Raw genomic sequence first — 26,049 nt, forward strand, 5'->3', positions numbered from 1 at the left:
GGCAGAGGCATCAGTCGGCCGACTGGTCTGCGCTCTTTGGGTGACGGGCCCGACCGAACCTCTCAGTTCAGCAGCCTGCGCAGGAAAGCAGCGCCCTGCCGTACGGCCGCCCGCGTCGGCAGGCTGTCGCGCAATGCCGTCAGTGACACGAAGTCGTGGACCGTGCCCAGGAAACGGGCCGCGGTCACCTCCACGCCGGCACGACGAAGCCGATCCGCGTACTGTTCCCCCTCGTCCCGCGTCACGTCCGCCTCCGCCGTGATCACCAGCGCCGGCGGCAGCCCCGCAAGCTCCGCGAGGCTCGCGCGCAACGGAGACACGGTCGGTTCATCCTGCTGCCGGGGATCGTCGGTGTACTGCTGCCAGTACCGACGCAAGGCCTCCCGGGTCAGCAGATACCCATGGGCGAACTGCCGCTGGGAGGGGCTGTCGCACTGTGCGTCGGTGATCGGGTAGTACAGCAGCTGGGCACGAATCCTCGGGCCGCCGCGCGACTTCGCCAACATGGTGAGCGCCGTGGCCATGGTGGCGCCGGCACAGTCCCCGGCGGCCACCAATCGGTCCGCGTCGAGATCGAGTTCGCCGGCCTGCTGGACCACCCAGGTCATCAGGGCATAGCACTCCTCGATGGCCACGGGATAGCGGGCCTCGGGAGTGCGGCTGTACTCGGGGACGACAGCGGCCACGCCCGCGCTGAGCGCGAGCTCGGTGATGAGCCGTGCGTGGGTCTGCGCGTCTCCGAGCATCCACCGGCCCCCGTGGACGTAGAGCATGGTGGGGAGCGGTCCTCTTACGCGGGCCGGTCTGAGGACCCAGAAGCCCACCAGCCCGGACGGTCCCACGGGCGCCACCTGGAAGGTGGCGTCCACTTCGAAGTCCTCGACCCGGTGGACCTGGGACTCCCTCAGTGCCTGCCGACCGTCGACCGGTCCCAGCTCGTGCAGAAACGGCGGGGCCGAGGACGCGTCGACGAGCCGTTGCACCAGCGGATCGAGAACCACGGAGGACGGGACCTTCCCGCCCCTGTCCTCCCCGGAATCCCACTCCATCCGGTACACCTTTCGCTCAGCCCTCCGGGCTCTGTTTCGTCGCTCAGCGGCCAAGGAGGATGCACGCTGGTGCACCTCCCCGTCGACCCTTGGCGCCGCGACCACTGCTTCGCGCACGTCACCCGTCGTGCAGCAGAATGTCGCGGAGTTGGTGGCGGCTGCTGATGCCGAGCTTGGGATAGACGTTGTAGAGGTGCGAGCCCACGGTACGCGGCGAGAGGAACAGCCGTTCGCCGATCTCCCGATTCGACAGGCCGTTCGCCGCCAGCCGCGCGATCTGCTGTTGCTGGGCGGTCAACTCGGCCAACCGGTCCGCCGACGCGGGAGTGTGGGCGACTCCGCTCGCGCGCAGCTCGCTGCGGGCCGAGGCGGCAAGGTGCCGGGCGCCCAGCCGGGTAGCGACTTCCAGAACCGCGGTCAGCTGTGCGCGCGCTTCCAGGGGCCTTCTGCGCCTGCGCAGCCAGATCGCATAGTGCAAACGAGCCTGGGCCCGTTCCAGGGGCCACTTGTCCGCCTCCGGGTTGACCAGGGCCAGCCGGAAGTGGTGCTCGGGGTCGGCATCGTCATCGACGAGGGCCGCCGCATGGTGCATGAGCAGTGTCATCCGTGTCGTCGGCCGGGGGCCCTGGCGTTCTCGCACTTCCCTGAGGATGCGCGCCGCCTCCTGCTGCCGGCCGACCCGCTGGGCGGCGGCGGCCAGCTCGCTGATGCAGCGGGGTGAAAGAAACGGATCAAGAGGCGAGCCGTCGTCCCGGAAGAGAGCCCGCAAGTGCCGGAAGGCACTGTCCCCGTCCCCGAGGGCCATCGCGGTCAGACCGCATGCCCGCAGCATCCGGGCATGTGTGGCCCGGTTCTCGTCCAGGCTGACGGAGCGCCAGTTCGAGCCGATGAACTGCACGCCCGTCACGCTCTCGCCGAGAAGTGCGCGCAGGGTCGCCCGGAGCGCTTCGAGGTCCATCCCGACGCGAGTCCACCGGTGGACGACGGCGTGAGTGAGGCCCTCCTCGATGAGTGTCCCGGCCTCCGCCCAGCGCCCGATACTCAGGAGTGTGTCCACCTGGGCCGCGAGGGTCCACGCGCGCGTGCCCAGGGCTTCTTGCCGGCGAAGCAGCTCGTCTGCCTGCCGGAACTGCTCCGCGCACACGTCCGGCACGTCGGCGTAGTAGGCGACCGAGGCGGTCGCCATCAGCCGGATCAGCCGGCCCCGACCACCGCGGGTGCTGAGACGCGGGATCGTCAACCTTCGCAACGCGCTGTCGGCGTGGGCCGCCGGATCGATTCCGGTCGACACGAGTGCCTCCAGGGCCGCGAGGACGTCAGGACCGGCGAGCTCGGGAAAGAACCGGTCCTCCTGTCCGCACCGGTCCTTCTCGGTTCGTGCGGCCCGTACCGTCTGGTCGCGCAGTCGTGGCAGCTGCTGCCGGTGCTCCGGGAGCCCGGACTGGAAGGCGATCCCCGTGGCGAGTGCCGCCAGGGCGAAGGCAGTGGTGGCGCTGCCTGGGGGTGTGTGCTGCGACACGCTGAGCAGGAGGTCGAAGGCCTCCTGCTGGAACGAGAGCAGCGACAGTGCTCCACTCAGGGCGCAGGCTGCGCCCCACATCAGGTCCGGGTCGCGGGTCACTCCGGTGAGTAGCGCGTACAGGTCGCGCACCCATGCCGGGTCTCCGAAATCGCTCGCGGCGGTCAGAGCTCCGGCGAGACGGCGGGCCCGGTCGTGGTCGAGGGGACTGAGGCGCGCGGCCTGCTCCAGCGCCCTTGCCGCGGTGAAGCTCTCTCCCTCCTGCACAGCGGTGGTGGCGACGCCATCCAGGGCCGCGGCCACGGACTCGTCGGGACCGATGGCCGCGGCGGCCAGATGCCAGGCTCGGTGTGACGGGTTCTGCCCGCGCACGGCGGCAAGATCGCGATGCGCCTGCTGACGCTGCTTCGCGTACTGACGGTGGAAGGCCGCTGTGCGGATCAGGGGGTCGCGGAAGGCGAGACGGTCGTCCGCGATCGTGACCAGGCCGGCTTCCTCCGCTGGGACCCACACCTTCAGGTCCTGCGTGCCCAAAGCGGCCATGACAGTCGTGAGTTCCTCATGGTGCGAGGCCGCCGCCGCGTAGAGCAGTGCGCGCTGTGTGCCTTCCGGCAGCGCGCCCAGCCGCGCAGCGAACATCTGCTGGATGCGCGAGGTCTGCTGCGGTTCCCCGCCCGCCAGTGACGGCCCGGTGCCGCCGCGCGCGGCCCGGCTGAGCTCGATGACCGACAGCGGATGGCCCTCCGCTTGCCGGAGCAGGTCCAGTCTGGCCCTTCCGGTGGGCGCGCCGGGCTGCGCATCCAGAAGCCGGGCCGCCGCCCGCCGTGACAGCGGCCCGAGACACAAGACGGCGAGATCCGCAGGGGCCCCAGCCGGGGGAGCCTCTCCGCGTGCGGTGAACAGCACGGTCACAGCCTGGTCGGTCAAGCGTCGTGTCACGAAGTAGAGGAGCTCCATGGAGTCACGGTCGCAGTCCTGGATGTCGTCCACGGTCAGCAGGACCGGTCTTGCCCGCGCCAGGTGACTCAGCAGTGTCAGGACCGCGGCGCGCAGTACGTTTCCCTCCGGCGGCCGGGCGTCCGGAGCCGGCTCGAATGCGGTGCGGAGCACCAGCCGCTGGTGCTCCGGCAGTGCATCGAGTTCGCCGAGTACCGGGAGGAGGAGCTGGTGCAGGGAGGCGAATGACAGCGGTTCCTCCGAGCCCCAGCCCTGTGCCGACAAGACCCGGGTTCGGCGTCCTCCGGCCTTCTCCTCGGCAAGCCGAAGCAACTGGGTCTTGCCGGTGCCGGCCTCCCCCAACAGGAGCAGAGCGTGGGGCGGGTCACAGGGCCCGTCGATGGAGCGCAGAATCCGGTCGACCTCCGTCTCTCGGCCGATCGGCAGTGTGCCACTCAGCCCTGAGCGGTCAGGGCCGTCTCCCTCATCGGCGGCCACCGCGCCTCCTCACCTCGAACCTCCGCCGCATTCCGATCAGCCGGAACCACGGACAAGGTCGCTGTCGGCATGCCGATTCGGATGCTGCCAGGGATGCGGGAAGCCACGCTTCTGTCATGTGACCAGTTACGTGCGCCTGCCGAGGGAACGAACTCCTGGCCGGTCCATGCGGTGGGCCTGGCAGGATGCAGTCAGAGCGATGAGCACGTTCGTCGCCTGTGCGCCCGCTCCGCCAGGCGGACGGTTGGAGGAAAGTGGAGAGCATGGACTTCGGCACCGAGCCGGCACCCGAGCTGGAGATCCTGGGCAGGGATCATGAAAAGTCCCGGATCAGTCAGCTGGTCGACGCCGCGGACGGGAGTGGCCCGAAGGTGCTCGTGCTGACCGGCGAGCCGGGGGCAGGCAAGAGCACCCTGGTGGACTGGGCCGCTTCGCAGGCCGTGGCTCACGGGCGACGTGTGCTCCGGGTACGAGGCTGCGAAGGCGAGAAGGACCTTGGTTTCGCGGGAGTGCACCAACTGCTGCGTCCGGTACTCACCGGTGTCGAGCGGCTCCCCTCACGGCAGCGCGACGCCTTGCGCTGCGTGTTCGGCATGGATCAGGCAGACGGATCGCAGGTGCCGGACCCGCTGCTGATCAGGCTCGGCGTGTTGACGCTGCTCTCGGACACGGCGACGGAACAACCGTTGCTGATCATCGTCGACGACGCCCAGTGGCTGGACGTCGGCTCGCTGGACGCGCTCGCGTTCGTCGCCCGGCGCCTCGAAGACGAACCCGCCGCCATGTTGCTTGTCGCCCGTGACGAAGCGGTGCCGGTGCGCTTCGACCGCGACTTCCCGCATCTGACGGCCGGCCCCCTCAGCCGAGCCGCGGCCGGACTCCTGCTGGACGCACAGCCGCATCCGCCGCGGGGCCGGGTCCGGTCCCAGATTCTCGAGCAGGCCGCTGGGAACCCGCTGGCTCTCATCGAGCTCACGCGAGCGTTCGCCAGGGATCCAGGCAGCCGCGACACCGGCTCGAGCGGCTCGCTGCCCCTCACCGCCCGGCTGGAGCAGATCTTCGCCGCCGATCTGCCCACCCTGCCGCACGCGACACAACGGGTCCTGCTCCTGGCGGCGGCCGCCGGCACCACGCAACTCTCGGACGTCCTCCACGCCGCCCCGGACATGGACGGGCTCCAGATCTGGCGACCTGCCGAACAGGCCGGGCTCGTGCGCGTCGAGGGCGGGCAAGTCCGTCTGCGCCACCCGCTGGTCCGCTCCGCCGTCTACCAGGCCGCCTCCTTCGCCGAACGCCGCGAGGCCCATCTGGCGCTCGCCGCCGCCCTCGCACATGAACCCGAACGCCGCGCCTGGCATCTTGCCGCAGCCGCAATCGGCCCGGACGAACAGGTCGCCGGCGCTCTGGCGGAGAGCGCGGAACGCTCCCGGTACCGCGGCGGGCACGCGGCAGCGGCTGCCGCACTGGAACGCGCCGCCGAACTCACCCCGGAGGCGGAACTGCGGGCCCACCGCCTGCTCGCCGCAGCCAAGTCGGCCATGTTCGCAGGGCACCCGCAGTGGGTCGGTGAGATCGCGGCCCAGGTCGATGCCCTGACGGACGATCCGCAGCTCCTCGCCGAGGCGTCCCTCCGCGCCGGGTGGTCACTGGCGGTCACCCTGCGGCACGACGACTCCCTGGCCTTCCTGCTTCCCGTGGCCGAGTCCATGGCCATACAGGCCCCCGCCCTCGGGCTGAGCGCTCTGGGAACGGCAGCGACCCCGGCGTACAACTCCGGCGACGCCCGCTACCGGAACGAAATCCACCGGATCAGCGAGCTCATAGCGCCGCAGCCGGACGAGACCGACCGCATGTGGCCCCATGCGGTCAGCCGCCCGTTCACGGACCGCGAGCGGGTTCTGAAGAGCCTGCCCCAGGCAGTGGACGCCATGCCGGACGCCTCTCTGACCGCCCTCGTCCCGTTCGGCGCCTCTGCCTGGATACTGGACGAAACCGACGAGGCCGTGCGTCTGCTCGGCCAGGCCATGGACCAGCTGCGACGGACTGCGACAGCCGGTACCAACTGCACCGTCGCGCAAGCCCTCGCCCTCGCGCTGTTCGAGAGCGGGGACTGGACCGCGTCGCAGTCCGCCGCCGAAGACGCCTTCTGGATGGCGACAGAGGCAGGCGCGGACAATGTCACCGTGGGATCACCGCTCCTCCAGGCCACGCTGCGCGCCGCCCGCGGGGACCACGCGGGAGCACGGGCGCAGGCGGACGAGGCCGTCCGCGGACGCGACCTGCGCAAGTCCCGGAGCCTGTACGTGCGTCACCGTCACGCGCTCGGCATGGCAGCCCTCGCGGAGGGTGACCACACGGCGGCGTACGAGCAGTTCCGGCAGGCCTTCACCCGGGACTTCCCACCTGCACCCGTGCACTACCACGCCTCGCCCTACTGCCTCGCCGATCTTGCCGCCGCCGCCGTCCGAGCCGGACGGGCGGATGACGCGCGCACCGTGCTCCGCGCCGCCGAGGGGACCCTTGGCGAGTCCCGCTCCGCTCGCCTGGAGGCGATCGTGCACCGTGCCTCGGCCCTGCTGAGCGATCCTGACGACGCGGAGCCCCATTTCCGGACGGCGGCCGCCCCGGCCGGTGCTCGATGGCCTTTCGAGCACGCCCTCGCGCACCTGGACTTCGGCGAGTGGCTGCGGCGCCGCCGGCGAAGCGCCGAGGCCCGCCCCCTGCTCGGCACCGCCCTTGAGATCTTCGAACGGCTGGACGCACACCCCTGGATCGAGCGCACCGCTGCCGAACTCCGCGCGGCGGGCGTGGCCGTGGCGCCTTCGGCAGCGCCCGAAGCCGTGGCCGACCTGACGCCGCAAGAACTGCAGATCGCCCAACTCGCCGCAGAGGGCCTGACCAACCGGGACATCGGTGCCCGGCTCTACCTGTCTCCCCGCACCATCGGCTTCCACCTGCACAAGATCTTCCCCAAGCTCGGCGTCACGGGCCGCGTCCAACTGCGCGATGCCCTCGGCCACGTTCCGCGGCCGGACTGACTCAGCGTTGTGAGTGCCCCTGCCGGGCCGGTGCCACGGCCGTCTCCTCGGCGTCGAGTGCGCCGTCTCCGACGGCCGGGTGCGCGGCCTGCCGGTGGCCCGGACGTAGACGGAACCGGTGGTGGACAGGTCGCGGCCCATGCCGCGTGGTCGGCCTGCCACGAGGAGAACCGCTTGCGCTCACCGGTCGCCTCGTCGACGCGCTTGTCGTTCAACCGCGGGGCCATCACCTCGACTTCCCGGCCGCCCTGGTCACCCTCCGTGGTTGGTGGAAGCCGTTGCGTACAGCCGATGGCTCGGTCGGGCCAGGGAGAGACGGGGCAGCGCATCGTGCCCGTCTGCCCCTACGTCGCGAAGTTCCTCAGAAAGCATGACGAGTTCGACGACATCACCGACCCCGTGACCTCCGAGATCCGGCAGTGGCTGGCAGCCGTGCTGTCACGTTGATCGTTTCCGCTATTGCATGCCCAACAGGTACCGGGCGACGCTGCTGGTCATCTCTGCACGAGATGACTGATATCCCCGATCATCGCTCCTGGTGAGGAAGGGAAAGCGGCGTTCGCGTGGTTGTGCCTGCGTGACGAAAGAAGGTGCACATGTCCACAAGGTCTAACCTCCGCACTTCGCCCCGGTCCATGGGGGCCTCGCAAGGCGTGCCAGGCTGGCTGGTCGCGCTCCTGGCCGTCGCATCCGGGATGACGGTCGCCAATCTCTACTACGCCCAGCCTCTGCTGTCCTCGCTGAGCGGTGTCTTCCACATCAGCACGGCTATGTCCGGAATACTGATCACGCTCACCCAGGTCGGCTACGTCTTCGGCATGATCTTCCTGGTTCCGCTCGGCGACCGGCTGGAGAAGCGCAATCTGGTCACCGTCCTCCTGATGATCACGACCCTCGCCCTCGTGGCAGCCGGCCTCGCCACGAGCTTCCCCATGCTGCTGATCGCGTCGCTGATCAGCGGTGCCACCTCCGTCGTGGCTCAGATACTCGTGCCCTTCGCGGCGAACCTGGCCCCGGACCATGCCAGGGGCCGCATCGTCGGCCGGGTCATGAGCGGTCTGCTCACCGGCATTCTGCTCTCCCGAACCCTGAGCAGCCTGGTCTCCGACATCGCAGGCTGGCGCGTCGTCTTTCTCGGCTCCGCCGCTCTGATGGCCGTGCTCACGGTGGCCCTGCGTGCGGCCCTGCCACAGCACGCACCCACCACATCCATCCCGTACCACCACGTGCTGCGCTCCACCGTCCAGCTGGTGCGCACGCATCCCGCGCTGCTGCGGCGAGGGCTGTACCAGGCGGCGATGTTCGGCGCGTTCAGCGCGTTCTGGACCACTGTCTCGTTTGTTCTGACCGGTCCCCGCTTCCACTACTCACCGGTCGGAGTCGGCGTCTTCGCCCTCGTGGGCGCGGCCGGAGCGGCCATCGCTCCGTTCGCCGGGCACTGGGCCGACCGAGGGCTCGTACGTCCCATGACCGGGGCTGCGTTCCTTGTGACCGCGCTGGCTTTTGCTGTCGCGGGTCTGGGCGGGCGCAGTATCGTCCTGATCGCCCTGGCTGCGATCCTGATCGACATGGCTGTGCAGACGACACTCATCCTGGGGCAGCACACCGTCTACCAGCTCGACCCGACCGCCCGCGCCCGCCTCAACAGCGCCTTCATCGCCATGTTCTTCGTCGGCGGTGCGATCGGCTCCCAGCTCGGGGCGATCGTCTACCACGCTGCCGGCTGGGCCGGCCTGACCGGCTTGGGTGGAGTTCTCCCACTGGCCGCTCTTGCCTACTGGGCCGTTGAGCGCCAACCGCAGGCGGATTCGAAACTTACCGATCGACAGGCGGCATGACATGCGCTGCCTGCCGCAGGCGCACACGAACCGCAGTGTGTCCCGCGGCGGTCACGCCGGCTGTGCGCGGTGGGTGCGACAGTCGGCGCACGCGACGTTCGTTCCGACAGGTCACCTCGTCCCGTTCAGCGTCCCGAGCAGTCCGTAGTCGTGATCAGCGGCATTCCGAGGAATTCATGGGACTTTGCGCTTGAAGAACTCTTCCTGCGGACCGGAGCCCGCTTCGCCCGGGTGGAGGCTCGGCGCCGGATGCGGGACTACGTGCGCGGACTGCTCGGCCCGGTAGGCCGCAAGAACAGCTGGTAGCTCGCCGAGTACGCCGGGCCACGCCACCCCCGACGGGCTGCAGCACCTGTTGTCCAAGAGCCGTTCCCGATTTCCGTCATGCCACATCTGGTCACGAGAAGCGTGACCGGAGACCCGTCGATGACGAAGCACTCGACGAGGGGTGGGCCCGACCTGCGGCGAGGCAGCTCACACATGGCGTGTCCACGGAGAGCCGCGACCTCCTGGACTTCCTGCCCGCCCTCTCCCCGGCGCCGGCCCTGGCCACCGGGGTCCTGCTGGTGCTGCTGGCCGTCGTCGTCGCCCTGCAGGGCGACGGGCGGGCCGCGGCCGGTTGAGCAACGTCGGCGGCTCAGTGGGGGGCGGGGTCGGTCAGGCATTCCGGGGCGGCTGTTGCCGCCACCTGAGGCCGGGCCCGGAGAAGCACGCCGTATTCTTCCGCCGGGGGAGGACAGGGAGGTTTTGTGGCCGGGGAGAAGCCGTTCGGGTTTGCTCTGCGTTGTCTGCGGCAGCAGTGCCGTTTGACGATGGAGGAGTTGGCTGAGGCGTCGGGTGTGAGTGTCCGGGCGATCGGCGATATGGAGCGGGGGCGTAGTCGGGTTCCGCAGCGGCGTACGGTGGTGGCGCTGGCGGAAGGGCTGGGGCTTGCGGACGCGGAGCGGGAGGCGCTGCTGGCCGCGGCGCGGGCGGCGCGTCCGACACGCGCGGTGGCGGTGGCGGGGACGGTTGCGCCGCCGCGATCGGTGGGGGACTTCACCGGGCGCGGCCCGGAGTTGGCGCTACTACGGGAGGCGGCGGAACGGGCCCGTGCCGGCGAGGGGGTGTCGGTGTCGGTCGTCTCGGGTCCTCCGGGGTGCGGGAAGACGACGCTGGCGCTGAAGGTGGCAGCGGATCTGGCGGAAGACTTCCCTGACGGGTGCTTCGTGGTGGACCTGCACGGGGTGGAAGGCCCCGTGGACCCGGGCGAGGCGCTGCTGAAGCTGCTGAAGGCCCTTGGGGTGTCGGACCGCCGGCTGGCGCAGGAGAATGCGCAGGGTCGTGCGGGGCTGCTGAGGGCGCTGTTGGGTGAGCGTCGGTGCCTGGTGGTGTTGGACAACGCCCGCGACGAGGGGCAGGTCCGTCCGTTGCTGCCTGCGGGCGGGCGGAGTCTGGTGCTGGTCACCAGCCGGCGGCCGTTGACCGGGCTGGAGGATGTCGAACGCCTGGCACTGTCGGAGATGGCGCAGTCGGAGGCGGTCGAGCTGCTGCGCCGGATCCTTGGCGAGGAGCGGGCGGACGCGGAAGCCGAGGCCGTGACGCAAGTGGCGGAGCTGTGCGGGCGTCTGCCGTTGGCCTTGCGGGTGGCGGGGAACTGGCTGACGGTCCGGTCAGGGTGGGGCGTTGACCACCTGGTCCGCCGCCTGGCCGACGAAGAACGCAGACTGGGCGCCCTGGCCGCGGGTGATGTGCGGGTCGAGGCGGCATTCGAGCTGTCCTACCGGCAGCTGACCGGCCAGGCCGCGCGGATGCTGCGGATGCTGAGCCTGGTCCCGGGGCCGGACATGACCGCCGCCTACGGCGCCGCGTTGACCTCGACCGGGGTCTTCGAGGCCGAGGACGTGATGGAGGAGCTGGTCGAGGTCGGGCTGCTCCAAGCCACCTTCACCGGCCGCTACCAACTGCACGACCTGCTACGGCTTTTCGCCCGCGCCCGGCTGTCCCGCGAGGAGGAACCCGGCGAGCAGGAAGCAGCCGACGACCGGCTGCGCACCTGGCTGCTGGAGACGGCTGTGATCGCTGGCCGCTGGTACAAGCCCAGGTACGGGGCGCCGCCGTCCTCCTGGCAGGGCCTGGTCCCCCTGGAGAGTGCCGAACAGGCCCGGGCCTGGCTCCAGAGCGAAGCCCCCGCCTGGCTCGCCGCGCTGCGCAGCGCCGCCCACAGGGGTGAGCACACCCGAGTCGTGGAGACCGCCTATGCCATGGAATGGTTCTGCGACCTGTGGGTCCACTGGGGACACTGGCCCGAAGCCTTCCGCTTGGCCAGCGAGGCCGCTACCGCACTTGACGACCCGTACATGCAGGCCTTCCACCTCAACATGTACTCCTGGGCCCTCTCCTGCGAGTCCCGGTACCGGGAGGCCATCGAACGGGCCGACGAAGCGCTGGACTGCGCCCGCCGCGCCCAGGACGCTTCCCAGCAAGCCTCGGCACTGGCTCAAGCGGCATGGGCCCAAGTGGAGCTCGGCGAGGTCCAGGAGGCCGCCGACAAGTCGCTCGCCTCCATAGACCTATTCGAAGAGGCCGACGACCGCGAGGGCTGGCTGGGCGCCATGTTCACCTACGGATCCTCCCTGCGCCTGCTCGGCCGTGCCGAGGAAGCCCTGATCCAGCACAAGCGCATCATCGCCTTCCTGGATGCGCCCGACTGTCCGGTGAGCGGGCACCTCGCCGACATCTACCGTGCCAACACGACCCGCGCACTCGGTCGCGGCTACGCCGTCCTGCGGCGGTGGCGCGAGGCCGCCGACCACTATCGCAATGCTGTGGTCCAGTCCAACCGCATCGGCATTCCCCACATAGAGGGCAGCACGCTACTGCATCTGGGAGAGGCCCTGATCGAACTGGGAGAAACCGAGGAAGCCCGCTCCTGCCTCCGTCAGGCCCTCGCTTTCGGCGACGCGGCCGACAGCAAAGACATGAAGACCGCACAGGAACTCCTGGACTCGCTCCCCGCCGAGTGAGTGACGCCCGCCGCCGTGACATGCCCTGGGTTCGGCATCCCACGGGGCTGCCGCCGGCCCTGGTGATCACAACGGAGGCCGACGTGACGTGGGACGAGGGGAAGCAGTATCGATCAGCTGCGCTGCGTCGCGGCCTGTTTCCCGGCCTGGTCCATGACTTCGTTCACTCACGGCCTTGCGCGACCGTCCGCCGACGCGGGCGGCCGTCCGGCAAGCGGTGCTTTCCTGCGCAGAGCGGACCGGCCGCAGCGTTGAAGCGGTGCCGGGGCGGTCAGATCTGCCCCGATGTCGGCCGGGTGCGCTCCGGCTACGGCTTGGGGTGCCGCCGCTGACGGAACATCAGCGCGATGGCTGTCACCGACAGAAGGATCAGTACCGTCGCGTATCCGTGTTCCCCCGTCGTCTTCCTCGCTCTCGGGCGTGTGCTGCGGCTCGTACCGGTCCGTTCTCCGTCCCGCAGCCGCACCCCAAGCCGACCCGGTACGGGCGCAGGCGCCTGCCTGCTCGCGCATGAGGGATGTGCTCTGTGTTCACCTCCGTGTACCTGTCCCGGAGCGGAAGGAATCAGCCGCGGTGCCGGTGCAGGGCGACATGCACAGTGTCGAGGGCCTGGATGAGGGCTGCGCGGGCAGCGTCCGTGTCGCGCAGCGGATCGAGCACCATGAAGCCGTGGATCGTCCCGTGGTACCGCATGGAGACCACCGCGACGCCGGCCGCCCGGAGTTTCGCCGCGTAGGCCTCACCCTCGTCGCGTACCACGTCGGCCTCGCTGGTGACCACCAGTGCCGGGGGGAGTCCGGCGAGCTGCTCCAGGGTTGCCTGCAGCGGTGATGCGGTGACCTCGCTGCGCTGCCGTGCGTCGGGCAGGTACTGGTCCCAGAACCAGCGCATCGACTCGCGGCCGAGGAAGTATCCCTTGGCGAACTGCTGGTACGAGGGGGTGTCGAAGTCGGCGTCGGTGACCGGGCAGAGCAGCACCTGCTGCAGCAACCGCACCCCGCCGCGCTCCTTTGCGAGCAGGGTCAGCGCCGCCACCAGGTTGCCGCCGGCCGAGTCGCCCACGGCGGCCATCCGGCTCCCGTCCAGACCGATTTCGCCGCCTTGCTCGCAGATCCACTTCGCGACCGCGTAGCACTGCTCGACGGCGACCGGATACCGCGCCTCGGGTGCGCGCTCGTACTCGACGAAGACCACGGCCGCGTCCGTACCGAGCGCGAACGCGCGCACCAGGCGCTCATAGGTGCCGGCATCACCCAGGACCCAGCCCAGCCCGTGCAGGAACAGCACGACGGGGATCTTGCCGACGCTGTCGCCGGGCCTGACCACTCTCACCCGTACGTGACCGGTCGGCCCGCCCGGCAGTACGAACCACTCGGTGGAGGTGGCCTCCGCGTCGAGGGGGTCGTCCTCGCCCTGAAGACGGGCCAGGCCCAGCCGGAGCTGTTCCAGGTCCGGGTCGCGCGCCCACGGTGGGCAGGTGTACCTGTCCACGAATGCTCGGGTGGAATCGTCCAGGACCGGGTGCCGAAGGGGCGAAGAGGCGTAGTCGGTCACACGGTCTCCTGCCGAGGATCAAGGGAACTTGAAGGGAAAGGGTTGTTCGGTGCACGGGGTGCCTGATCGAGAGGCAGCAAGCGATGCTGCGGCCGCCGGGCCGGGGCACTGACGCCGCGGGCACAGGGCGGCCGCACGACTCCGAGCGGGCACCCTACCCCCTGGAACGTGGGAGGTCAGCCCCCGGTCGATCTGCCACCGTGGACGACGGCGCCGGCGTGCCCGCCGGAGACCGTCCGACGTCGTCCTGGGCGGTGCGCAAGTTGCGCCATTCACGGGGGGAGACGCCGTAGGTGGTGCGGAAGGCCCGGCTGAAGTGTGCGGGGTTGACGAAGCCCCACCGCTGGGCCACGGCCGACACGGTGGGAGCTGTCTTGCCGCGGCGGGCCAGTTCGCGGCCGCACTCCTCCAGGCGCCGTTGCCGGATGAGCCGGCCGACGGTGGTCCCCTCGCCTTCGAACAGCCGGTGCAGGTACCGGACGGAGATCCGGTGCGTCCGGGCGATGCTCTCCGGCGACAGGTCCGGGTCGCCGAGGTTCCGGTTGATGTGGTCGCGGACGCGCAGCAGCAGGTGGCTGCGTGCGTCCGCGTCCGTGCGACCCGGGTGGGCCCGCTCGGCGATCAGGGTGGCGAACAGGTCGACGACATTGCCGGCCAGCCGGTTCGCGACGGCCGGCGGGTAGCTGTCGGCCGCGGAGGCCAGGTTGGCCAGGAACGGGAGCAGCATCGCGCCGAAGCCGTCCCCGGTGCCGATGGCGTTGCCCGTGACCTGCCGGATATCGCTGCCCGGCACGCCCAGCGTGCGGCGGGGCAGTTGGAAGACGTGCGTGGCGAACCGCTGCGGATAGTCGAAGGAGTACGGCCGGGTCGTGTCGTACACCACCAGGTCTCCCTCGCCCACCTCGGCCCGTCGGCCGTCCTGGATGAAGGTGGCCGTGCCAGATATCTGGACACCGACCGCCACCAGCGCCTCGGACGATCGGGCGATCAGTGCCGGGGTGCGGCTGACCCGCTCCGCGTCGGCCTCCACGGTGGAGACCTGGAGATACCCGAGGCGGTTGGTGGCGATCCGGCCGTCGAACGGGCCGTCGCCCCGCGGGGCGACCGTCATCGGCACCAGCGTCCTGCTCACCGCATCGTTCCAGTACGCGACCTTGTCGCGGTCCGGCACGGAGGCGGTCGTCAACACCAAGCTCAAGGTGCTCTCCCTCGGGGGAAGTGACTTCGGGGCTGCAACGGACGGGAACAGGACGGACGGCTACACCTCCCCGGAAGGCGGCGGCCGGTGCCCGGCAGGGCCGGACGGCTCGTCGTACGGGCAGCGACCTCGCTGGAGCGCAACCGGACCGCTTCGGCGAGGCCCGGGTTCCCGCCCGCACCGAACAGCCAAGCAGCGGACCGCTTCTGTCTCCAGGCAGAAACATAGGCAGAAATCGCGGGAGCGGACGGGCACGTCCGGTGCTGTGCAGTACCGGAACAGCACAGGGTGCCGTGAGGAAAGACGCGGCCGTCACACCGGCCTACTTCGTTGATGTGGCGTCAGGCCGCCGAACCTGCCCCGACCGGTGCGCAGGAGTGCGGCGCGTCCGTTCCTCACCATCGGAGGCGGTCAGGAGATTCCAAAGGCGGTGGCGTTGCTGCGCGAAGCGAAGGTACGCGCCGATAGGCTCAGCGACGGAGACATGCCGCACGACGGGACCGGCGGCGTCCGGACGCCGCCTGGTGCCGAACCGCCGGAGACAGAGCTGGTGCCTGGGCGGTGCCGGTGGCGAAGGCATACAGGGTGCCGCCGGTGAGCGGAGCGTAGGCAGTCAGGTGCTGGTTGAGGGTCGGGCCCGGAATGTAGGCGGTGGCCGGCCACGGGGTCTCGGCGTCAGGGTCGGCGAGAGCAGGGGTATGAGGCACGGCCCGATCCTGTCGTTCCGACGTGCAGATACACAGGTCGGAGGCCGTGTCGGACCCCGTCGGCGTGAAGCCCGGTCGTCCCACGACCGGTGGTCGGCGCGGGGCACGCACTCCGGCGAAAGGCAGGGAACGCCGCCGCGCGGTCCCGCGAGGCGGCGTTCCCCGCGGTGTCCGTCAGCCGAGGGAACGGCGGCTCGGTGCCGCGAGGGCCGGGTTCCAGCCGCGTCGGGGCACGGAGTCGAGGAGCAGGCGCGTGTAGGGATGTTCCGGGGCGTCCAGGACCCGGTCCGCCGGGCCGGCCTCCACCAGCCGCCCCGACTTGAGCACGATGACTTCCTCGGCGATGTGGCGGACCACGGCGAGGTCGTGGGTGACGAAGAGGTAGCCGATCCCCGATTCCCGCCGGATCGTGGCGAGCAGATCGAGGATCTGGGCCTGGATGGACACGTCGAGCGCTGCGACCGCCTCGTCGAGGATGAGGACGCGGGGTTCGACCGCCAGGGCCCGGGCGATGGCGACGCGCTGGCGCTGCCCGCCGGAGAGCCGTCGGGGCATGGCCGAGGCCTCGCGTTCGCCGAGACCGACCTGGCTCAGCAGTTCGGCGACCCGGGAGCGCCGGGCGTCCGCGTTCAGTCGGGTGTGGAGGCGCAGGACCTCCTCGACACAGCCGGCCACCGTCACCCGCGGGTCGAGGGAGAGGTACGGATCCTGGAAGACCATCTGGATCTCACGGGCGCGCGACAGCCGTTCGGATCGGTTCCGGGGGCGGGCCGACCGGTCCCGGCCGTCGAGGCGGACGGAGCCGCCGTCCGGCCGCTCCAGCCCGACCAGCATGCGTACGGTCGTCGTCTTGCCGCTGCCGGACTCGCCGACGACGGCCAGGGAGGACCCCGGTGCCAGGGTGAACGACACGTCGTCGACCGCGGTGTGGTCCCCGTACCGTTTGCGCAGCCCGTCGACCACGAGCCCCTTCGTCGTTCCGGTCACAGCGTGATCCCTTCGTCGGCGCGGTGGCACGCGGTGAGACCGTCGCCGTACCGCGCCAGTACGGGGGTCTCTTCGGAGCAGCGCGGCTGCGCGTGAGCGCAGCGCGCCGCGAAGGCGCACCCCGGTGGAGCCTCGGCGAGGGAGACGGGACGGCCGGGGATGGGCCGGGGGGTCGGTGCGCCCGGTTCGATGCGCGGGGTGCAGGCGAGCAGTCCCGACGTGTACGGATGGCGGGGCCGGTCGAAGAGCTCGTCGGTGCCCCGGGTCTCGACGATCCGGCCCGCGTACATGACGTACACGCGGTCGCAGATGGCCGAGGCCAGTTCGAGATCGTGGGTGACGAAGAGGAGTCCGGTGCCCTGTTCGGCCCTCAGGCGCGTGAGGATCGCGATGATCTCCGCCTGCGTCGTGACGTCCAGGGCCGTGGTCGGTTCGTCGGCGACCAGCAGGGCGGGCTCGCTCGCGAGGGCCGCGGCGATGACCACCCGCTGGAGCATCCCGCCGGAGAACTGGTGCGGATAGCGGCGCAGCGCGCCCCGCGGATCGCGGATGCCCACGGCGTCGAGGAGAGCCTCGGCCCGGGTGGTGGCCGCGGCGGCGGGCGTGCCGGACGCGCGCAGCCCCTCGGTGACGAAGTCGCCGACCCGGCGCAGCGGATTGACAGCGGCGCGCGGGTCCTGGAAGACCATCGCCACCTGCCGGGCCCGCAGTGCGGAAAGGTCCGTGCGGTTCATGGTCAGCACGTCCCGGCCGGCGACCCGCACCGCCCCGCTCGTCCGCGCTCCGGCGGGCAGCAGCCCCAGCACGCTGCGGCAGGCAACCGACTTGCCGGAGCCGGACTCGCCGACCAGGCCGACCGTCTCGCCCGGCAGGACCCGGAGGCTGACGCCGTCCAGGATCGGCCGGGCTGCCTGCCCGTCCGGAAGCCGTACGCCGAGCCCGTCGATGTCGAGTACGGGGAAGCTGTCCCCGGTGCTTCGCACCTGAGAGCTGTCCTGGGTCATGGCGCTCACCGTTCCCGCTTCGCGATCCGGTCGGCGAGCCCCTCGCCGACGATGCCGAACGCCACCACGGCGAGCACGATGCACGCGGACGGCGCGAGGGCGGGCAGCATCGCCCCCTGCTGGAGGGCCGACTGGCCTTCGTTGATCATGGCGCCCCAGTCGGCGGTGGGCGGCTGCACACCGAAGCCGAGGAAGGAGAGCGCCGCCAGGTCCATCAGCGCGTACCCGAAGTTCATCGCGGACTGGGCGAGGACCGTGGGCGCGATGTTGGGCAGCAGGTGCCGCAGGCAGATCGTCCAGCCGGACCAGCCCTGCACCCGGTACGACTCGATGTACGGACGGGCCTTCTCCTGGCGCGCGATGCTTCGCACCAGCCGTCCCACGTACGGGGTGTAGGCCACGGCCATGGCGATGACCGGAGCGGTCATGCCGGAGCCGACCACGGCCACGAGGAGAATCGCGAGCAGCAGTCCGGGGAGCGCGAAGACCAGGTCCATCGACCGGGACAGGACGGTGTCCGCCCAGCCGCCCCGCCAGGCGGCGACCACGCCGAGCAGGGTGCCGAGAAGTGTGGAGACACCGACGACGAGCAGCGGTCCGAAGAGACCGGTCCGCGCGCCATGGATCAGCCGGGACAGGACGTCGCGCCCCGATTGGTCGGTGCCCAGGAAGTGGTCTCCGCTGGTCCCGACCAGACTCGCCGACAGGTCGAGCGATTCGGGGTCGTGCGGTGCGAGGACGGGTGCGAGGACGGCGACCAGGACGAGCGCGGTCAGGACCACGACGGCTGCGGTGAACATGGGGCCCTGGCCGAGGACCCGGAGGGCGCGCAGGCCGGGGCGGCGGCGCAGCGTATCGGGTGTTCCGGCCGCGGGAGTTGCTGTGGTGGTCATGAGGAGCCTTCCCCCCGGAGGGACAGCCGCGGGTCGATGACCGGGGCGAGCAGGTCGACGGCGAGGTTCACCACGACGAAGGCCGCCACACTGAGCAGGGTGATCGCCTGCACGACGGCGAAGTCCTTGGCCGTCACCGACTGCACGAGCAGGGAGCCGATGCCGGACACGTCGAAGGCGGTCTCGACGATCGAGGTACTGATGAGCAGACCGGCGAGCATGGTTCCGCCGACGGTGACGACGGGGCCCAGCGCGTTGCGCAGCACGTGGCGGCGGACCACGGCCCGCTGCGCCACGCCACGGGCGCGCGCCACCTCGACGTGGTCGCGTCCGAGTTCGTCGAGCATCGCCGACCGGGTCACCCGGGCGAGCAGCCCCGCGAACGTCAGCGCAAGAGCGAAGGCAGGCAGCGTGAGGTGGTACAGCCGGTCCGCGAAACCCTCCGGGGTGCCGCCCGGTCCCGGGAACCAGCCCAGTTGGACGGAGAACAGCGAGACGAGCGCCATGGCGCTCACGAAGGAGGGCGTCGCGGTGGCCACCCCCGTGCCGAGGAGCACCGCGCGGTCCACCGGTCCGGGGCGCAGCGCGGCAAGGAGACCGGCCGTCACACCGAGGACGCCGACCAGCAGGGCCGCGTACCCCACCAGGAGGGCGGTGCCCGGCAGCCGGGAACCGATGAGGCTCCCGACGTCCTGGTGGAACTGGGCGGACCGGCCGAAGTCACCGTGCAGCACGTCGCCGAGCCATTTCGCGTACTGCACGGGCAGCGGGTCGTCCAGGTGGTACTGGGCTCGCAGCGCCGCCATCGCCTCCGGCGTCGCCGGGCGGCCGTGCAGCAGGAAGGACACCGGGTCGCCGGGGGCCAGACGGACCGAACCGAAGACCACGAAGGAGGTCACGAACAGCACGGTCACGAGGCCGAGGAGGCGCCCGGCGAGATAGCGGGTCATGGCTTCGCGGCCCCGATCGTCGCGGCCCACGGGTAGTACAGCTGCGCGATGCCGGTGGGGGCGCCGGTCACACGGTTGCCGAGGAAGACCGAGTACGGCGCCTCGTACAGCGGGATCATCGGGAGTTCGCGCACCGCGATCCTTTGGAGCTCAGCGGTCAGGTCCGCGCGGGCAGCAGGATCGGTTTCCGCGTTCGCGCGGTCGAACGCGGCGTCGTACTCGGCGTTCGACCACTTGCCGTAGTTCCCGAAGTCGCCGGTGCGCAGGTACTGGTAGAACTCCAGGGGGTCGGGGGTGTTGTCGTATCCGTTGGTGATGACCAGGTCGAGGCCCTTACGGGCGCCGGGGTCGACGAAGATGCTGCTGTACGCCTCCGGGGCGACCGCCTTCAGTTCGACGTCGAGGCCGATCTGCCGGCCGGCCGCCTGGACGGCGTTGGCGACGACACTGATCTCGGGCGCGAGCGAACTGGTGGCCATGGTGACCTTCCGGCCCTTGGCGCCCGCCTCGACGACGAGCTTCTTCGCGGCCTTCAGGTCGTACGTCGGCTCGGGGAGGGCGTCGAAGTAGCCGTCGGCCTTCTCCGGGGCCAGCGCCCAGGCGCCGCGCGCGGCGGGGGCCTTGGCGGGGATACCGATGCCGCCGGCGGCCGCCTTGATGATGTTCTTGCGGTCGAGCGCCATGGACAGTGCCTTGCGGACCTTGAGGTCCCCGAGGGCGCCCTTGAAGTCGAGGACGGCGAGGTCGGCCGTGGCGGTGTTGGGACCGAACAGCACGGTTCCCCTGCTGCTGGAGCGCAGTTGAGCGAGCGAGGAGGAGGGCACCATGTACCCGCCGTCGGCCGTACCCGAGAGGAAGGCGTTGGAGCGGGCGGCCGGGTCCTCGATGAAGGTGAACGTCACCTTGTCGGTCTTCGGGGCCAGAGACCGGTCCCAGTACGCGGCGTGCTTCTTCAGGGTGATGGTGTCGCCCTGGGCCCAGTCGGCGAGGGCGTACGGGCCGGTGCAGTTGACCTTGCCCTTGGGGCCGCCGTAGTCCTTGCCGGCCCTGGCCAGGAAGGCGGCGCTCTCGACGGTGCCGGGGGAGGCGGCCATCAGTTCGTTGAGGAGGACATCGGGCTTGCCGAGCCGGATCGTGACCTCCAGGGGGCCGGTCTTCTTGATGGCGTCGACGTTCTTGAACGCCGACGCCCAGGGCGAGCCGGTGGCCGGGTCCATGTGGCGCTCGAGGGAGGCCACCACGTCGTCCGCGGTCATCGTCGTTCCGTCGTGGAACTTCACTCCCGGACGCAGGGTGTACACCAGGGTTTTGGGATCCGGCTGGGTGTACTTGACCGCGAGGCCGGGCTGGATCTTCATGTCGGGGGTGACCCGCAGGAGTTGCTCGCACACGTTGGCGAGCACGGTGTTGGGCGGGTAGTCGTACGCGAGGGCGTAGTCGAGCGTGTAGGGCTCGGCGTAGAGGGACCACGTGAACGAGTTCAGCGGACCCTTCGCCGACGGTGAGGTCGGGGTGACCCGGTAGGCGGGGCCGTTGCCGGCGGACCGGGGGCCCGTGGCGCCGGAGCAGGCGGTGGAGGTGGCCGCGACGGCGACGGAACAGACGAGCAGCGCGATGGCTCTGGGCATGCGCATGGAGACCCACCCCTTTACGGGTGTAGTGACGGGCGCTGGGGATGGAGCGAGTATTGTTGCGGGAACGTTCCCGCACAAGCCTTTGCGGGAACGGTTCTGCTGAGGTCGCGGGGGTGGCAGCATCAGCCCCATGACAAAAGCTGCTTCCGGGCGTGGCGGGCCTTCCTCGCCGACCACCCCGCCGCGCGTCCGGCTCGTCGACGTGGCCCGCGAGACGGGACTGTCCAAGACCACCGTCTCAGCGGCGCTCAACGGCACAGGACGGCTCTCCCCTGCCGTACGGGAGAAGGCCAGGGAGACCGCGCGGAGGATGGGCTACCGGCCCAACGCCACCGCGCGCCAACTGCGCGCGGGGCGAGCCCGGTTGATCGGATACGTGGTGGGCGAGTTCGCCGGCGCCCCCTGGACGTTCCTGGAGTCGCCGTACTTCGCCCAGCTGACGAGCTCCACCGCGGCGGCCGCGCTCAAGCACGGCTACGCCTTGGTGCTGCTGCCCGCGGGTTCGCTGCACGGCGAGTGGGCCGACCTGCCGCTGGACGCGGTGATCGTCGCCGATCCGGTCGCCGACGACCGGATCGTGGAGGACCTGCTCGCCGCCCGGATCCCGGTGTTCACCGACCGCTCCGTCGAGGGGCGGCCGGGAGCGCACTGGGTGGACGTCGACGCCCCGGCGGCCGTGCGCGAGACACTGGACCACCTCAAGGCGCAGGGTGCCCGGCGGCCCGCGCTCGTGCTGCCCGACAGTACGACGCGATTCCACTCGGACGTCCTCGCCGCCTACCGCGAGTGGTGCGCCGGGCAGGGGCTGCCGGAGCAGGTCGTCCTCGCCGCCGCGGCCGGCAACGGACCGGTCGTACGAGCCGTCGAGGACGCCGTGACCGGGGCCGACCGGCCCGACGCGTTGTTCGTCGTGGCAGAGGCCAGCCCGCCCCTCGTCCTGGAGGCGGTGCGCCGCCACGGTTACGACGTACCCGACGACCTGCTTCTGGTGTGCGTCAGCGAGGACACGACGGCCATCCACACACAGCCGCCGGTGACGACGCTGAGCCTGGGGCCCCGAGAGGTCGCGGAGGCAGGGATCGAACTCCTTGTCGCCGCACTGGAACAGGTGCACCCCGAGCCGGCCGGTGTACTGGTGCCGACCCGGCTCGAGGTGCGCGCGTCCTCGCTGCGCACGGCCGGGGACTGAGCCGGCCCGCGCGGCAGGCTCAGAGCCTGTCGGGTGACCTCTGATCGGGCGGCCACGCCCTGGCACGCACGCTTCCGGCGTTGCCGAAACGCCCTGGTGGCTCCTTCTCCGAGCTCTCGGCTTCGTTCGAGCAGGGGAGACCCCGTCCGAGGCCATCCCGGCGCCTTGGAATCGCACGCACCATGCCGCGTCCGCTATCCGATCGAAGGTCACCCGACAGGCTCTCAGGCGGCGTGCACGAGCGCCCCGCCGACATAGGTCCGCAGGACGCGTGCCGCGGCGATCTCCTCCGGCGGCGCCGTGAAGATGTCGCGGTCCAGGACCACCAGGTCGGCGAGGTTGCCGGGACGCAGACTGCCGGTGTCGTCCAGGCCGTTCACATGGGCGGTGCCCGCGGTGTAGGCGGCGACGGCCGTCGCCAGGTCCAGGCGCTGCTCGGGGAGGAAGACCCGGCCGTCGGTGGCCTCGGGCTCCATGCGGTTCACCGCCACATGGAGGCCCTCGATCGGGTCGGGGCTGCTGACGGGCCAGTCGCTCCCGGCGGCCAGGGTGGCGCCTGCGCGCAGCAGGTCGCCGAACGGGTACTGCCAGGCCGCGCGCTCGGGGCCGAGGAACGGGATGGTCAGTTCGTCCATCTGGGGCTCGTGGGCGGCCCACAGCGGCTGGATGTTGGCGATGGCACCGAGCCGGGCGAAGCGCGCGAGGTCGTCGGGGTGCACGACCTGGAGATGAGCGAGATGGTGGCGGTTGCCGCGGTAACCGTTGGCCTCGACGGCGGCCTCGATCGCGTCGAGGGCCTCGCGGACGGCCCGGTCGCCGAGCGCGTGGAAATGGACCTGGAAGTCGAGGGCGTCGAGCCGGGTGACGTGGCTGCGCAGTTCCTGCGGGTCGACGAAACTGAGGCCGCTGTTGGCGGTGGCGCATCCGCAGCCGTCGAGATACGGGGAGGTCATCGCGGCGGTGAAGTTCTCGGCGATGCCGTCCTGCATGATCTTCACGGAACCGGCCCGGAATCGTCCGCAGCTCAACTTCTCGCGCAGCGCGACCAGTTCGTCGATCTGCTCGGCACCACGCTCGCGGTCCCACCACAGCGCGCCGGTGACCCGGGCGGTGAGCGAGCCGTCGCGGGCGGCGGTCAGATAGGCGTCCGACGGATCGGGCCTGCCGCTGAACACGCCGAGCAGGGCGTCCTGCCAGCCGGTGACACCGAGGGAGTGCAGCAGCTCCTGGGCCCTCAGCAGACCGGCGAGCCGGTCCGCCGGGGTGCTCGCCGGCACCAGGCGGGAGACCAGCGCCGTGGCACCCTCCTGGAGCATCCCGCTGGGCGTGCCGTCCGGTTCGCGCTCGATGCGGCCGTCGGCGGGGTCCGGAGTGGCGGCGGTGATTCCGGCCAGCTCGAGCGCCCGGGTGTTGGCCCACGCGCCGTGGTGGTCACGGTTCGACAGCAGGACCGGACGGTCCGGGACCACGGAGTCGAGCAACTGCCGGGTCGGCAGACCACCGTCGAAGCTTTCCATCGACCACCCGCCGCCGGTGATCCACAGGTGGTCGGGGTGGGCGTCCGCGTAGGCCCGTATCCGGCCCAGGTACTCCTCGACGCCGACGGTGCCGGTCAGGTCGCACTCGGCCAGCTCCGTCCCGCCGAACACCGCGTGGATGTGGGCGTCCTGGAAGCCGGGAAGCAGCAGTTTCCCCCGCAGGTCGACGACTTCGGTGCCGGGACCGATGAGCTCGCGCACGTCGTCGTGCCCGACAGCGGCGATCCGGTCGCCGACGACGGCGAGTGAAGTAGCCCGGGTGCGGGCCGGATCGGCGGTGAAGACGGGGCCGCGGGTGAAGACCAGATCGGCCGTGGTCATACGGTGCTCCAGGACGTGAGGAATCATCAAGTGGGCGCCATGTAAGCGGCTCGGTCTCTTACACGTCAATGGTGTTGTCGTAAGGTCGCGGCCTGGTCGAATGTGTGGTTCCCGAAAGCGGGCGGCGGCGACGCAGGCCGACCAAGGAGGGCGCCGTCCTTTCCGAACGGATGATCGTCGAGACCGCGCTGCGCCTGGTCTCGCATCACGGTGCGGAGGCACTTTCGGTACGGCGGCTCGGTGCCGCACTGGGCGCCGATCCCAGAGCACATCGACCCGGGCAAGGTCTTCGACCTCACCCGAGCCCTCGGAGGCGGTCGGCGGGGCGGTCGGAGCCTTATGTCAACATCATTGACCTTGCCAGTCCATGCGCGTTCTCATAGCGGCACTTCGGAGGCCCGTACCTCCGCGATCCGAAGGAGTCCGCCGCATGAACCACCTCGCCTCTCTTCGAGACGCCGTACCGACCCCGTTCTGGCTCGACGACCCCGGCCGGCCGCAGCCCGCGCCCGCCCTTGTCGGCGACACCACCTGCGACCTGCTGGTGGTCGGCGGCGGGTACACCGGACTGTGGACCGCCCTCGTCGCCAAGGAGCGCGATCCGTCCACCGATGTGGTGCTCATCGAGGCGGACGAGGCCGGCGGCGCCGCCTCCGGCCGCAACGGCGGATTCTGCGAAGCCAGCCTCACCCACGGACTGCACAACGGACTCCAGCGCTGGCCCGGGGAGATCGGCCTCCTGGAGCGGCTCGGCCGCGAGAACCTCCAGGCCATGGAGGACGCTGTCGAACGCCACAGCATCGACTGCTCCTGGGAGCGCACGGGCTCCCTGATCGTGGCCACCGAGCCCTATCAGGTCGACGGCCTGAAGGAAGAGGCCGGCGCGCTCACCCGTTACGGCGGCAAGCCGGTGCTGCTCGACGCAGAAGCCGTCCGGGCCGAGATCGACTCGCCGACGTTCCTCGGCGGCCTCTGGAACAAGGACGACGTGGCCATGGTCAACCCGGCCCGGCTCGCCTGGGGGCTCAAGCGCGCCTGCCTCGACCTCGGCGTCCGTATCCACGAGCACACACCCGCCGCCTCGCTCGACGAGCACGGCGCCGTGGTCACGGTCCGAACTCCCTACGGCCGGATCGGCGCGCGGCGCGTGGCCCTGGCCACCAACGCCTACCCCTCCCTGCTCCGACGCCACCGCCCCTACACCGTCCCCGTGTACGACTACGCCCTCATGACCGAGCCACTGACCGAACAGCAGCTCGCCTCCGTCGGCTGGCGCAACCGGCAGGGCTTCGCGGACAGCGCCAACCAGTTCCACTACGTCAGGCTCTCCGCGGACAACCGCATCCTGTGGGGCGGCTACGACGCCGTCTACCGCTACGGCGGCCGGGTCCGCGCCGAGCACGACCAGCGGCCCGAGACCTTCGCCACCCTCGCCCGGCACTTCTTTACGACCTTTCCGCAGTTGGACGGAGTCCGGTTCACCCACGCCTGGGGCGGTGCCATCGACACCTCCACCCGTTTCTGCGTGTTCTTCGACACGAGTCACCATGGGAAGGTCGCCTACGCGGCCGGGTTCACGGGCCTCGGCGTCGGCGCCACCCGCTTCGGCGCCGAGGTCATGCTCGACCTTCTGGCGGGCGAACGCACCGCGCGGACCGAGCTCGAACTCGTACGCCGCAAGCCGCTTCCGTTTCCGCCGGAGCCGGTCCGAGCGGTGGGAATCGGCATCACCAAGTGGTCGATGGCGCGCGCCGACCGCAACGAAGGCCGGCGCAACCTCTGGCTCAGGACGCTCGACCGCGTCGGCCTCGGCTTCGACAGCTGACGCCCGGCCGCCGCGCATCCCCACCCTCCCGCTCGGGCGCCGCGACCCGTGGATCCTAGGCGGCGGCCTCGCGGCCCTCGGCGCGCCCTCGTGCCTGGCGGTCGGATCACCGTGGTGCCGGTGACCGCCGACCGCACGTACGGCGTGAAGCTCGCGGATCCCGAGACGCTCCCGGAGATCCGCAATGTCGTCGAACACGACGCCCCGCAACCGACCGCACACAGGAGGCCTCTTCCCACGACCGACACCCTCGTCCCTACCGGGCAGGGCCCTGTGCGGGGTGGGAGTCGTGACGACGGCAGCCTGCGCTTCCTCGGCATCCCGTACGCCCAGCCCTGAACGCTCCCGGCGTCCCCGAGGCCGTGG

Annotated in this window: 17 protein-coding genes and 4 pseudogenes; 10 read left to right on the plus strand and 11 right to left on the minus strand. The window is 70.8% G+C overall.

Annotation, left to right across the window (positions count from 1 at the left end; all coding sequences use genetic code 11):
- Window positions 1–62: 62 nt before the first annotated feature.
- Window positions 63–1,049 carry an alpha/beta hydrolase gene (locus tag AB0I23_RS20550; RefSeq protein ID WP_359111079.1) on the minus strand — a complete coding sequence of 329 codons (987 nt, stop codon included), beginning with the start codon at window positions 1,047–1,049 and terminating at the stop codon, window positions 63–65.
- 118 nt (window positions 1,050–1,167) lie between these two features.
- Window positions 1,168–4,002 carry a helix-turn-helix transcriptional regulator gene (locus AB0I23_RS20555; protein ID WP_359111081.1) on the minus strand — a complete coding sequence of 945 codons (2,835 nt, stop codon included), beginning with the start codon at window positions 4,000–4,002 and terminating at the stop codon, window positions 1,168–1,170.
- A 263-nt stretch (window positions 4,003–4,265) separates the two neighbouring features.
- Between AB0I23_RS20555 and AB0I23_RS20560 the strand changes: the two genes are divergently transcribed.
- Window positions 4,266–7,040 carry a helix-turn-helix transcriptional regulator gene (locus tag AB0I23_RS20560; protein ID WP_359111083.1) on the plus strand — a complete coding sequence of 925 codons (2,775 nt, stop codon included), beginning with the start codon at window positions 4,266–4,268 and terminating at the stop codon, window positions 7,038–7,040.
- A 161-nt stretch (window positions 7,041–7,201) separates the two neighbouring features.
- Here AB0I23_RS20560 and AB0I23_RS20565 read toward each other — a convergent pair.
- Window positions 7,202–7,326, minus strand: a pseudogene (locus AB0I23_RS20565) (IS256 family transposase); the annotation flags it as partial.
- A gap of 29 nt (window positions 7,327–7,355) precedes the next feature.
- Here AB0I23_RS20565 and AB0I23_RS20570 point away from each other — a divergent pair.
- The 5 genes and pseudogenes from AB0I23_RS20570 to AB0I23_RS20590 form a co-directional block, all read left to right on the plus strand.
- Window positions 7,356–7,487, plus strand: a pseudogene (locus tag AB0I23_RS20570) (N-acetyltransferase); the annotation flags it as partial.
- Between the two features lie 188 nt (window positions 7,488–7,675).
- A complete protein-coding gene (locus AB0I23_RS20575; protein ID WP_359111084.1) occupies window positions 7,676–8,878 on the plus strand; it encodes an MFS transporter in 1,203 nt (400 codons plus the stop codon).
- A 162-nt stretch (window positions 8,879–9,040) separates the two neighbouring features.
- Window positions 9,041–9,248, plus strand: a pseudogene (locus AB0I23_RS20580) (IS701 family transposase); the annotation flags it as partial.
- 115 nt (window positions 9,249–9,363) lie between these two features.
- Entirely contained in the window at window positions 9,364–9,501 is a 138-nt protein-coding gene (locus AB0I23_RS20585; protein ID WP_359111086.1) for a hypothetical protein, read from the plus strand.
- A gap of 126 nt (window positions 9,502–9,627) precedes the next feature.
- Window positions 9,628–11,883 carry a helix-turn-helix domain-containing protein gene (locus AB0I23_RS20590; protein WP_359111088.1) on the plus strand — a complete coding sequence of 752 codons (2,256 nt, stop codon included), beginning with the start codon at window positions 9,628–9,630 and terminating at the stop codon, window positions 11,881–11,883.
- Window positions 11,884–12,447: 564 nt separating this feature from the next.
- On the opposite strand, the gene AB0I23_RS20595 is transcribed toward AB0I23_RS20590, so the two are convergent.
- The 7 genes from AB0I23_RS20595 to AB0I23_RS20625 all read right to left on the minus strand — a co-directional run bounded on the left by AB0I23_RS20595 (window position 12,448) and on the right by AB0I23_RS20625 (window position 20,810).
- On the minus strand, window positions 12,448–13,437 hold the full coding sequence (locus AB0I23_RS20595) for an alpha/beta hydrolase (RefSeq protein WP_359111090.1): 990 nt from the start codon (window positions 13,435–13,437) through the stop codon (window positions 12,448–12,450).
- Window positions 13,438–13,591: 154 nt separating this feature from the next.
- The gene (locus tag AB0I23_RS20600; RefSeq protein ID WP_436846968.1) at window positions 13,592–14,635 is read right to left on the minus strand and encodes a helix-turn-helix domain-containing protein; all 1,044 of its coding nucleotides are present in this window, start codon (window positions 14,633–14,635) and stop codon (window positions 13,592–13,594) included.
- An 881-nt stretch (window positions 14,636–15,516) separates the two neighbouring features.
- On the minus strand, window positions 15,517–16,329 hold the full coding sequence (locus AB0I23_RS20605; protein WP_359111091.1) for an ABC transporter ATP-binding protein: 813 nt from the start codon (window positions 16,327–16,329) through the stop codon (window positions 15,517–15,519).
- Window positions 16,326–17,333: an ABC transporter ATP-binding protein gene (locus AB0I23_RS20610; protein ID WP_359111093.1), complete on the minus strand. Its 1,008-nt coding sequence runs from the start codon at window positions 17,331–17,333 to the stop codon at window positions 16,326–16,328. The genes AB0I23_RS20605 and AB0I23_RS20610 overlap by 4 nt, the downstream gene beginning before the upstream one ends.
- Window positions 17,334–17,338: 5 nt before the next feature.
- Window positions 17,339–18,226, minus strand: a complete 888-nt coding sequence (locus tag AB0I23_RS20615; RefSeq protein ID WP_359111095.1) for an ABC transporter permease — start codon at window positions 18,224–18,226, stop codon at window positions 17,339–17,341.
- Complete coding sequence (locus AB0I23_RS20620) at window positions 18,223–19,176, minus strand: ABC transporter permease (RefSeq protein ID WP_359111097.1); 954 nt, start codon at window positions 19,174–19,176, stop codon at window positions 18,223–18,225. The genes AB0I23_RS20615 and AB0I23_RS20620 overlap by 4 nt, the downstream gene beginning before the upstream one ends.
- Window positions 19,173–20,810 carry an ABC transporter substrate-binding protein gene (locus AB0I23_RS20625; RefSeq protein ID WP_359111098.1) on the minus strand — a complete coding sequence of 546 codons (1,638 nt, stop codon included), beginning with the start codon at window positions 20,808–20,810 and terminating at the stop codon, window positions 19,173–19,175. The genes AB0I23_RS20620 and AB0I23_RS20625 overlap by 4 nt, the downstream gene beginning before the upstream one ends.
- A gap of 130 nt (window positions 20,811–20,940) precedes the next feature.
- Between AB0I23_RS20625 and AB0I23_RS20630 the strand changes: the two genes are divergently transcribed.
- Complete coding sequence (locus AB0I23_RS20630; RefSeq protein WP_359111100.1) at window positions 20,941–21,999, plus strand: LacI family DNA-binding transcriptional regulator; 1,059 nt, start codon at window positions 20,941–20,943, stop codon at window positions 21,997–21,999.
- A gap of 224 nt (window positions 22,000–22,223) precedes the next feature.
- Here the strand turns inward: AB0I23_RS20630 and AB0I23_RS20635 are convergent, their stop codons facing one another.
- Complete coding sequence (locus AB0I23_RS20635; RefSeq protein ID WP_359111102.1) at window positions 22,224–23,858, minus strand: amidohydrolase; 1,635 nt, start codon at window positions 23,856–23,858, stop codon at window positions 22,224–22,226.
- Between the two features lie 92 nt (window positions 23,859–23,950).
- Between AB0I23_RS20635 and AB0I23_RS20640 the strand changes: the two are divergent.
- The 3 genes and pseudogenes from AB0I23_RS20640 to AB0I23_RS20650 form a co-directional block, all read left to right on the plus strand.
- Window positions 23,951–24,127: pseudogene (locus tag AB0I23_RS20640) on the plus strand (TetR/AcrR family transcriptional regulator); the annotation flags it as partial.
- 161 nt (window positions 24,128–24,288) lie between these two features.
- Window positions 24,289–25,683: an NAD(P)/FAD-dependent oxidoreductase gene (locus tag AB0I23_RS20645; RefSeq protein ID WP_359111103.1), complete on the plus strand. Its 1,395-nt coding sequence runs from the start codon at window positions 24,289–24,291 to the stop codon at window positions 25,681–25,683.
- Between the two features lie 120 nt (window positions 25,684–25,803).
- Window positions 25,804–26,022: a hypothetical protein gene (locus tag AB0I23_RS20650; protein ID WP_359111105.1), complete on the plus strand. Its 219-nt coding sequence runs from the start codon at window positions 25,804–25,806 to the stop codon at window positions 26,020–26,022.
- The last annotated feature ends 27 nt before the right edge of the window (window positions 26,023–26,049 follow it).

Origin of the sequence: Streptomyces atratus, assembly GCF_040655115.1 — a bacterium.
Lineage (GTDB): Bacteria > Actinomycetota > Actinomycetes > Streptomycetales > Streptomycetaceae > Streptomyces > Streptomyces atratus_D.

Coding starts and splice junctions, on each gene's coding strand:
- AB0I23_RS20550 (WP_359111079.1), bottom strand. CDS start 1,049: ATGGAGTGGGATTCCGGGGAGGACAGGGGCGGGAAGGTCCCGTCCTCC.
- AB0I23_RS20560 (WP_359111083.1), top strand. CDS start 4,266: ATGGACTTCGGCACCGAGCCGGCACCCGAGCTGGAGATCCTGGGCAGG.
- AB0I23_RS20575 (WP_359111084.1), top strand. CDS start 7,676: ATGGGGGCCTCGCAAGGCGTGCCAGGCTGGCTGGTCGCGCTCCTGGCC.
- AB0I23_RS20610 (WP_359111093.1), bottom strand. CDS start 17,333: ATGACCCAGGACAGCTCTCAGGTGCGAAGCACCGGGGACAGCTTCCCC.
- AB0I23_RS20615 (WP_359111095.1), bottom strand. CDS start 18,226: ATGACCACCACAGCAACTCCCGCGGCCGGAACACCCGATACGCTGCGC.
- AB0I23_RS20620 (WP_359111097.1), bottom strand. CDS start 19,176: ATGACCCGCTATCTCGCCGGGCGCCTCCTCGGCCTCGTGACCGTGCTG.
- AB0I23_RS20625 (WP_359111098.1), bottom strand. CDS start 20,810: ATGCGCATGCCCAGAGCCATCGCGCTGCTCGTCTGTTCCGTCGCCGTC.
- AB0I23_RS20630 (WP_359111100.1), top strand. CDS start 20,941: ATGACAAAAGCTGCTTCCGGGCGTGGCGGGCCTTCCTCGCCGACCACC.
- AB0I23_RS20635 (WP_359111102.1), bottom strand. CDS start 23,858: ATGACCACGGCCGATCTGGTCTTCACCCGCGGCCCCGTCTTCACCGCC.
- AB0I23_RS20645 (WP_359111103.1), top strand. CDS start 24,289: ATGAACCACCTCGCCTCTCTTCGAGACGCCGTACCGACCCCGTTCTGG.